We start from the raw sequence: 8,492 nt of genomic DNA on the forward strand, positions 1-8,492 counted from the left end.
CGGCGGGGCGTCGAGACAATTCCCGGGTCCGGCTACTGCTCGACGGGCCCGGGCCCCCCGGCGCCCCCGGTGCTGTGTGCGCCCGCCTGGGCCAGGTCCGGCTCCGGCGGAGGCTTACGCGTCCCGGCGAAGGTGAACTTCGCATCTTCGCCGGCGCCTTCGCCGTCCCAATCCTCGACGTCCACCGTGACGATCTGCCCCGGACCGAGCTCTTCGAACAGGATCTTCTCCGAAAGCTGGTCCTCGATTTCGCGTTGGATGGTGCGCCGCAGCGGGCGGGCTCCCAACACGGGGTCGAAGCCACGCTTGGCAAGCAGCGACTTGGCCTTGTCGGTCAGCTCCAACGCCATATCCTTGCTCTTGAGCTGTGCTCCGACCCGGCCGATCATCAGATCCACCATTCGGATGATCTCGTCCCTGGTGAGCTGGTGGAAGACGATGATGTCGTCGATGCGGTTGAGGAACTCCGGGCGGAAGTGCTTCTTCAGCTCGTCGTTGACCTTCTGCTTCATCCGCTCGTAGTCGTTGTCGCCGCCCGTCTTGCTGAATCCCAGGCCAACCGGCTTGGAAATGTCGGACGTACCGAGGTTGGAGGTGAAGATCAGCACTGTGTTCTTGAAATCCACCGTCCGGCCCTGACCGTCGGTGAGCCGGCCGTCCTCGAGCACCTGCAACAGGCTGTTGTAGATCTCCTGGTGTGCCTTCTCGACCTCGTCGAACAGCACAACCGAGAACGGCTTGCGCCTGACCTTCTCGGTGAGCTGGCCACCCTCCTCGTAGCCGACATATCCCGGCGGAGCACCAAACAGCCTCGACGCGGTGAACCGGTCGTGGAACTCACCCATGTCGATCTGGATGAGGGCGTCGTCGTCACCGAACAGAAAGTTGGCCAGCGCCTTGGACAGCTCGGTCTTTCCGACGCCGGAGGGGCCGGCGAAGATGAACGAACCCGACGGACGCTTGGGGTCCTTGAGTCCGGCGCGAGTGCGGCGGATCGCCTTGGAGACGGCCTTGACGGCATCCTCCTGCCCGATGATCCGCTTGTGCAGCTCGTCCTCCATGCGCAGCAGACGGGTGGTTTCGGCCTCGGTGAGCTTGAACACCGGGATGCCGGTCCAGTTGCCCAGCACTTCGGCGATCTGCTCGTCGTCGACTTCGGCAACCACGTCGAGGTCACCTGACCGCCACTGCTTTTCCCGCTCGGCGCGCTGGGCGACCAGTTGCTTTTCCCGGTCGCGCAGGCTCGCGGCCTTTTCGAAGTCCTGGGCATCGATCGCCGATTCCTTCTCCCGGCGCGCGTCGGCGATCTTCTCGTCGAATTCACGCAGGTCCGGCGGAGCCGTCATCCGGCGGATTCGCATGCGCGCCCCCGCCTCGTCGATCAGGTCGATCGCCTTGTCCGGCAGGAACCGGTCGTTGATGTAGCGGTCGGCCAGAGTCGCCGCGGCCACTACCGCTCCGTCGGTGATCGACACCCGGTGGTGCGCCTCGTAGCGGTCGCGCAGCCCCTTGAGGATCTCGATGGTGTGCTCCACCGTCGGCTCGCCCACCTGCACCGGTTGGAACCGGCGCTCCAGCGCCGCGTCCTTCTCGATGTACTTGCGGTACTCGTCGAGAGTGGTGGCGCCGATCGTCTGCAACTCGCCGCGTGCCAGCTTGGGCTTGAGGATGCTGGCCGCGTCGATCGCGCCCTCGGCAGCACCCGCACCGACCAGCGTGTGCAGCTCATCGATGAACAGGATGATGTCGCCGCGGGTGTTGATCTCCTTGAGTACCTTCTTGAGGCGTTCTTCGAAGTCACCGCGATACCGCGAGCCGGCCACCAGCGAACCCAGATCCAGGGTGTAGAGCTGCTTGTCCTTGAGTGTCTCGGGAACCTCGCCGTTGACGACGGCCTGTGCAAGACCCTCGACGACGGCGGTCTTGCCGACACCGGGTTCGCCGATCAGGACCGGGTTGTTCTTGGTCCGGCGGCTCAATACCTGCATGACCCGCTCGATTTCCTTCTCCCGGCCGATCACCGGGTCGAGCTTGCCCTCCATGGCAGCCGCGGTCAGGTTGCGCCCGAATTGGTCGAGCACCAACGACGTCGACGGGCTACCGGACTCGCCGCCACGGCCACCCGTGCCGGCTTCGGCCGCCTCCTTGCCCTGGTAGCCGCTCAGCAGCTGGATCACCTGCTGTCGCACCCGGGTGAGTTCGGCCCCCAGCTTGACCAGCACCTGAGCCGCCACACCCTCACCCTCACGGATCAGGCCCAGCAGTATGTGCTCGGTGCCGATGTAGTTGTGACCGAGCTGCAATGCCTCACGCAGGCTCAGCTCCAGAACCTTCTTCGCGCGGGGGGTAAAGGGAATGTGGCCGGACGGCGCCTGCTGCCCCTGGCCGATGATCTCTTCTACCTGGCTGCGCACACTTTCCAGGGAGATTCCCAGCAGTTCCAGCGACTTCGCCGCCACACCTTCGCCCTCGTGGATCAGGCCCAACAGGATGTGCTCGGTACCGATGTAGTTGTGGTTGAGCATCCGGGCCTCTTCTTGCGCCAGGACGACAACCCTGCGGGCACGGTCGGTAAAACGTTCGAACATTGGTGGTTACCTGCTCTCCCTCACCATCGGTACTCCGTCATGCCAGGACTCGGTTGTCATGCACGACCTGCCGGCACCGGGGCCGACACCGCGTACCTGGTGTTCAGTCTAATGGTCGGCCGGCCGGGCTTCTAACCTTGCGGCTACCGGCACCGCCGAGCCCAGCTACAACAGCCTAACGAGAGAAAGTCCCGATACGTTTCCCATACCGGGGGGTGATCCGTTCGCCGTCAGCGAACCGCCAGTCCCGGCGCTGGGATCGATACCGGGCCGACCGGGTTGGCGGGGTTGGCCGGTACCCCGGCCCGGACCAGCCCAGCCCGGCCGACCAAAAGTCAGCTCGCAGCGTGGAACGCGTCGATGACCTCGGCCGGAATGCGGCCCCGGGTTGACACTTTGTGTCCGTTGCGCCGCGCCCATTCGCGAATCGCGGCACTCTGCTCGCGGTCGATTGTGCCGCGGCCACGTCCCGAGCCACCACGCCCACGGCGCCGCCCTCCGACACGACGACCGGCGTCCACCCATTGCTTCAGGTCACTGCGTAGTTTCGTCGCATTCTTACTGGAAAGGTCGATCTCGTAGGCGATCCCATCGAGCCCGAATTCGACTGTTTCGTCGGCAGCACCGTCGCCGTCGAAATCATCGACCAAGGTGACGGTCACTTTTTTCGCCATTAATTTTCCCTCACGTTTCTTCGCCTTTGGCTACAGACCCAGTTTAGCTACGATCGTCAACCGGTTAATCTGCCACACCAGGGCCCAATATTCAATCCAGACACAACTGAGGCGGTTCAGCTGGAGTACGGCCGGACAATCGGGAACAATACCGTCTCCCTTATTGAGAGGCCGGTCAAACACATCAGCAACCGGTCGACACCCATTCCCGTTCCGGTAGCCGGCGGCATGCCGAACTCCAATGCCACCAGGAAATCCTCGTCGAGTGCCATGGCCTCGTCATCGCCAGCGGCGGCCGCGCGGGCCTGATCGGCGAATCTCTCGCGCTGCACCACCGGATCGTTCAATTCGGAATACCCGGTGGCCAGCTCCACCCCCTGAACATAGAGGTCCCACTTCTCGGTGACTCCCGGCACGCAGCGGTGCTGGCGGGTCAGCGGCGTGGTTTCCACCGGAAAGTCCCGAACGAACGTCGGCGACGTCAAACTCGCACCCACCGTGTGCTCCCAGAGTTCCTCGACGAGCTTTCCGTGACCAATTCCCTTGTCATCCAACAGCAGGGTGTCGAACCGGTCGGCGATCCCGCGCAGCCGCTCGACGGATGTCGCCGGTGTGATCTCTTCGCCGAGTGCTTCGGACAGCGAGGAATACATTTCCAGGCTTGCCCATTCGCCGTCGATGTCGTAGACACTGCCGTCGGGCATCGGGAGTTGCCTGGTCCCGATCGCCTCGTCGGCAACCTCCTGAATCAGCTCCCTGGTAACGAGCGCTGAATCGTCATAGGTCGCGTACGTCTGGTAGGTCTCCAACATCGAAAATTCCGGAGAATGCGTCGAATCGGCTCCTTCGTTGCGGAACACTCGATTCAGTTCGAAAACCTTGTCGAAGCCGCCCACCATACAGCGCTTGAGGAACAGTTCCGGCGCAATCCTCAGATAGAGGTCGATATCGAGGGCATTGGAATGCGTGATGAACGGCCGCGCGGCAGCGCCACCGGCCAGCGTCTGCAACATGGGGGTTTCCACTTCGAGGAACCCACGACGCTCCAACGCACTCCTTATCGCGCGGACAACGGCAATCCGCTGTCGAGCCACCGCACGGGCTTGCGGACGTACGATCAAATCCACATAACGCCGCCGGACACGCGCTTCTTCGCTCATCTCTTTGTGCGCAACCGGCAACGGACGCAGCGCTTTGGCGGCAATCCGCCAGGAATCGGCCAGAACCGACAACTCACCGCGGCGCGAGCTGATCACCGTGCCGTACACATAGACGATGTCGCCCAGGTCGACGTCGGATTTCCAGGCATCCAGGGACTCGCGGCCGACTTTGTCGAGACTGATCATCGCCTGCAGTTGAGTTCCGTCACCATCCTGCAGCGTCGCGAAGCAGAGCTTTCCGCCATTGCGCGCGAAGACGACACGGCCGGCCACGCCGACGACGTCGTCGGTCGCCGTATCCGTCGCCAGATCGGGGTGGGCCGACCGAACTTCGGCCAGCGTGTGGCTGCGCAGGATGGCTGCCGGATAGGGATCGTGGCCTTCGGCAAGCAGGCGGGCACGTTTGTCCCGGCGAATCCGGAACTGCTCGGGCAGTTCCTGCACCGGGTCTTGGTCCGAGGCACTCACGACGTGCCAGCTTAAATGAACTTTCCCCGGCGCCCGAGGCTGGTACGGCGGTGCGAACGACCGGCATCGCGTTCAGCGCGCGCTGTGCAGCCGGCTGCGTTGCCCCTCCCGGTTGCGTTCGAAGACCAACCGCAAGCCGTCGAGGGTCAGGTTCCGGTCATAGTGGGCGACGGTGCGAAGTTCCGGCAGCAACAGCGGAGCGGCGTGCCCGGTGGCCACCACCGCGACCTCGTCGTCGCCGGAGAAACCCGTCACGTCCTCCCGGATCCGGTCGACCAGGCCATCGATCAATCCGGCGAAGCCGAACACCGCGCCGGCCTGCATGCACTCCACCGTGTTCTTGCCGATCACCGATCGCGGTCGGGTCAATTCGACCCGTCGCAACGCCGCCGACCGGGCGGCCGCCGCGTCCGAGGACACCTGCAATCCGGGCGCGATTGCGCCACCGAGAAACTCCCCCTTTGCCGAAACCACGTCCACGCAGATCGCCGACCCGAAGTCGATGACGACTGCGGCGGTGGCAAACCTGCTGAACGCCGCCAGGCAATTCACGATCCTGTCGGCACCCACCTCTTTGGGGTTGTCGACCAACAGCGGGATACCGGTGCGCACACCGGGTTCGATCAGCACAGCGGGCACCGACGGCCAGTACTGATCGAGCATGACCCGCACCTCGTGCAATACCGACGGGACGGTGGACAGGGCTGCGACGCCGCTGAGCCGCTCGGAATCCTCCCCTACCAGACCGTCGATTGTGAACGCCAGCTCATCGGCGGTGGCTTCGGATTCAGTGCGAATCCTCCACTGCTGCACTACCTTTGCATGTTCTCCGGATCCAGACAGTAGACCCACCACGGTGTGGGTGTTGCGGACGTCGATAGCCAGCAGCACGGCTACCGCACACCGATCCGCGGGTCGAGAAGTTCGTCCACTCCATCCGGCACGAAGGCCGGGTCGTCACCGAGATCCACCTGCCGGTTCGCCTCGTCGACGAACACGATCCGCGGCTTGTAGGTACGCGCCTCGGCATCCTGCATAGTCCCGTAGGCGATCAAGATCACCAGATCACCCGGATGAACCAGGTGTGCCGCGGCACCGTTGATCCCGATGATTCCGCTGCCTCGTTCGCCGGTGATCGCATATGTCACCAGTCGCGCACCATTGTCGATGTCGACAATGGTGACCTGTTCGCCTTCGAGCAGGTCCGCGGCATCCATCAGGTCGGCATCGACGGTCACGGATCCGACGTAGTGCAGATCTGCCTGGGTCACGGTGGCTCGATGGATCTTCGACTTCAGCATCGTGCGTAACATCATTTCCTCCGTTGCAATTGAGCCGATCGGCCCCTGGGTTCATCCGGCCCACACTCGGCGCGCGTGCCGCCCCCCACCTGGATTGCGACATTGTCCAGAAGTCTGGTGACACCGATCCTGGCAGCCACCAGCAACCTGCCGGATCCACCTGCGGGCAGCGACCCCAATCCTGGATCGCGCAGTTCCAGATAGTCGACGGCCAGCCCGGGCGCCGCGTCCAGGACGGATCGCGCGGCGTTCAACGCAGCCTGTGCACCATCAGCCGCGGCGTATGCCGCCGCCGTCAGGGCCGCCGAAAGCGCCACTGCCGCCTCGCGTTGCCGCGGGTCGAGATATCGGTTGCGCGAGGACATCGCCAGACCGTCGGCTTCACGCACCGTCGGCACACCCACCACTTGCACGTCCAGGTTGAGATCGGCGACCATCTGCCTGATCAGCACCAGTTGCTGGTAGTCCTTCTCGCCGAAGAAGGCCCGGTCCGGGCCGACGATGTGCAGCAGCTTCAAAACTACGGTCAGCACACCGGCGAAATGTGTTGGGCGCGCCGCACCTTCGAGTTCGGTAGCTAGCGGGCCGGGCTGCACTGCGGTGCGAAGGCCGCAGGGATACATCGACGTGGCCCTCGGAGTGAAGACGATCTCGACACCCTCGGCGCGCAACATCGCAAGATCGTCGTCAAGGCTGCGTGGATAGCAGTCGAGATCCTCTTCTACACCGAACTGCAAGGGGTTGACGAAGATCGACACGACTACCACCGAGCCGGGCACCCGCCTGGCTGCACGCACCAGCGTCAGGTGTCCGTCGTGCAGCGCTCCCATGGTGGGCACCAGCATTATCCGGCGGCCGGTACCCCGCAGCGCCCCGGTGATCAAGGTGACATCCCGCGGCGCGGAATACACGTTGAGCCGGCCTCGTTCGAAGTCGGGGAGCTTCATCGGGCCAGCACCTCGACCACATCCGCCGGAGCATGGGCACGCTGCGCGGTCCGCAGCGCGTTCATCCGGTAGGCCCGAGCGAGTTCGGGATCCGCACGGTGCAGCGCTCGCAGATGACCGGCAACCGCAGCCGAATCACCGCGGGCCACCGGGCCGGTGAGAGCGGCCTGGCCACGCTGCAACGTGTTTTCCAATGCCGCCCGCGCCAGCGGCCCGACAATGCGCTCGGCGATACCGCCCGGAGAATCGTCGACAAGCTGCTGGCCAAGGAGTTCGTCGCCGCGCACCGCCGCCCGCAGCGCCTCCAGCGCATCGGCCAGCACCGTCACCAGATGGTTGGACGCATGCGCCAGCGCCGCGTGATACAGAACACGTTGGTCCTCGCGCACACCGAACGGTTCACCCCCCATTTCCAGCACCAGCGCCGCACCGATGGCATAGCCGACTTCGTCGGCAGCCGTGACACCGAAGCAGGCATCGGGCAGCCGGACGATGTCCTCGTCGGAACCGGTGAAGGTCATCGCCGGGTGAATGGCCAGCGGGACGCATCCGTGTTCGGTCAGCGGCGCCAGAACGGAAACCCCGTTGGCGCCGGAGGTGTGCGCCACGATGGTGCCGGACCGCACCGACGCGGTAGCGGCCAAGCCGGACACCAATCCAGCCAACTCGGAGTCGGGTACAGCCAATAGCAACAGTTCAGCAGTGGCGGCGACATCCCGCGGAGCGAGCACCGGGGTGTCCGGCAGCCGTCGCCGCGCCCGCTGGTTCGAGACATGCGAGACGGCGCTGCACGCCACGACGACGTGGTCGGCACGCTCCAGCGCCACCCCCAGGGCGGTGCCCACCCGGCCGGCCGAGATGATCCCCACCTTGAGCCGGGCCGGACGTAAACCGTCGGGCTGCATCATCGCAGACGGCCTCACAGATCCTTTGGTTCGTTCCAGTCCCGACGTGCGGGTACCGGACGGTCACCAAGACCTTAGTCGATTGGTCCACGTGGTCCCAGTTCAGCCGTCGCGGCGGCGACGGCGCCCGCCCTCGCGGGACTGCCCCTGCAGCCGTGCCATCAAGTCGGCCACCGACAGGCCGTCGCTTTGCGGCTCCGGGTCGGGGAGGTGGGCGTCGGCATCCTCGGGGCTGCGATGCCGAGCAGCCTGCGCCGGCGGGCCCGGGGGCGCCGGCGGGGGCGGAATCGGGGCCCGGGCCGGGGGTGCGGGGCGGGGTTGTACGGGCTCGGGGACCGCCGGGGCCGGCGATTCGGGCGGATTCACGTCGCCGCGCTCGGCCGGGGACCGCGTGAGGTTGGCGACGCTGAAATCGCGGTACTCCGCCGAATGCCGCGACCGCGACCGGC

At 65.2% G+C, this 8,492-nt stretch carries 7 protein-coding genes and 1 pseudogene; all 8 read right to left on the reverse strand.

The window, feature by feature from the left end:
- Positions 1 to 32: 32 nt before the first annotated feature.
- Complete coding sequence (clpC1, locus tag ACK5M9_RS07465) at positions 33 to 2,588, reverse strand: ATP-dependent protease ATP-binding subunit ClpC (RefSeq protein ID WP_416892540.1); 2,556 nt, start codon at positions 2,586 to 2,588, stop codon at positions 33 to 35.
- 335 nt (positions 2,589 to 2,923) lie between these two features.
- A complete protein-coding gene (gene lsr2 / locus ACK5M9_RS07470; protein ID WP_416892541.1) occupies positions 2,924 to 3,262 on the reverse strand; it encodes a histone-like nucleoid-structuring protein Lsr2 in 339 nt (112 codons plus the stop codon).
- A 116-nt stretch (positions 3,263 to 3,378) separates the two neighbouring features.
- The gene (gene lysS / locus ACK5M9_RS07475; protein ID WP_416892542.1) at positions 3,379 to 4,890 is read right to left on the reverse strand and encodes a lysine--tRNA ligase; all 1,512 of its coding nucleotides are present in this window, start codon (positions 4,888 to 4,890) and stop codon (positions 3,379 to 3,381) included.
- 72 nt (positions 4,891 to 4,962) lie between these two features.
- Positions 4,963 to 5,781, reverse strand: coding sequence for a type III pantothenate kinase (locus ACK5M9_RS07480; protein ID WP_416892543.1), 819 nt, complete (start codon positions 5,779 to 5,781; stop codon positions 4,963 to 4,965).
- A gap of 2 nt (positions 5,782 to 5,783) precedes the next feature.
- Complete coding sequence (panD, locus tag ACK5M9_RS07485) at positions 5,784 to 6,203, reverse strand: aspartate 1-decarboxylase (protein WP_416892544.1); 420 nt, start codon at positions 6,201 to 6,203, stop codon at positions 5,784 to 5,786.
- Positions 6,203 to 7,138 (reverse strand): pantoate--beta-alanine ligase, encoded by a 936-nt coding sequence (gene panC / locus ACK5M9_RS07490; RefSeq protein ID WP_416892545.1) that lies wholly within the window; start codon positions 7,136 to 7,138, stop codon positions 6,203 to 6,205. Before panC ends, panD begins: the two co-directional genes overlap by 1 nt.
- A complete protein-coding gene (locus ACK5M9_RS07495; RefSeq protein ID WP_416892546.1) occupies positions 7,135 to 8,046 on the reverse strand; it encodes a Rossmann-like and DUF2520 domain-containing protein in 912 nt (303 codons plus the stop codon). Before ACK5M9_RS07495 ends, panC begins: the two co-directional genes overlap by 4 nt.
- A 99-nt stretch (positions 8,047 to 8,145) precedes the next feature.
- A pseudogene (locus tag ACK5M9_RS07500) lies at positions 8,146 to 8,492 on the reverse strand (hypothetical protein); the annotation flags it as partial.

Origin of the sequence: Mycobacterium sp., assembly GCF_047975165.1 — a bacterium.
Taxonomy (GTDB): Bacteria; Actinomycetota; Actinomycetes; order Mycobacteriales; family Mycobacteriaceae; genus Mycobacterium.

Excerpts from the sequence above, each read along its gene's own strand:
- clpC1 (WP_416892540.1), bottom strand. The coding sequence starts at position 2,588 with ATGTTCGAACGTTTTACCGACCGTGCCCGCAGGGTTGTCGTCCTGGCG.
- lsr2 (WP_416892541.1), bottom strand. The coding sequence starts at position 3,262 with ATGGCGAAAAAAGTGACCGTCACCTTGGTCGATGATTTCGACGGCGAC.
- panD (WP_416892544.1), bottom strand. The coding sequence starts at position 6,203 with ATGTTACGCACGATGCTGAAGTCGAAGATCCATCGAGCCACCGTGACC.
- panC (WP_416892545.1), bottom strand. The coding sequence starts at position 7,138 with ATGAAGCTCCCCGACTTCGAACGAGGCCGGCTCAACGTGTATTCCGCG.
- ACK5M9_RS07495 (WP_416892546.1), bottom strand. The coding sequence starts at position 8,046 with ATGATGCAGCCCGACGGTTTACGTCCGGCCCGGCTCAAGGTGGGGATC.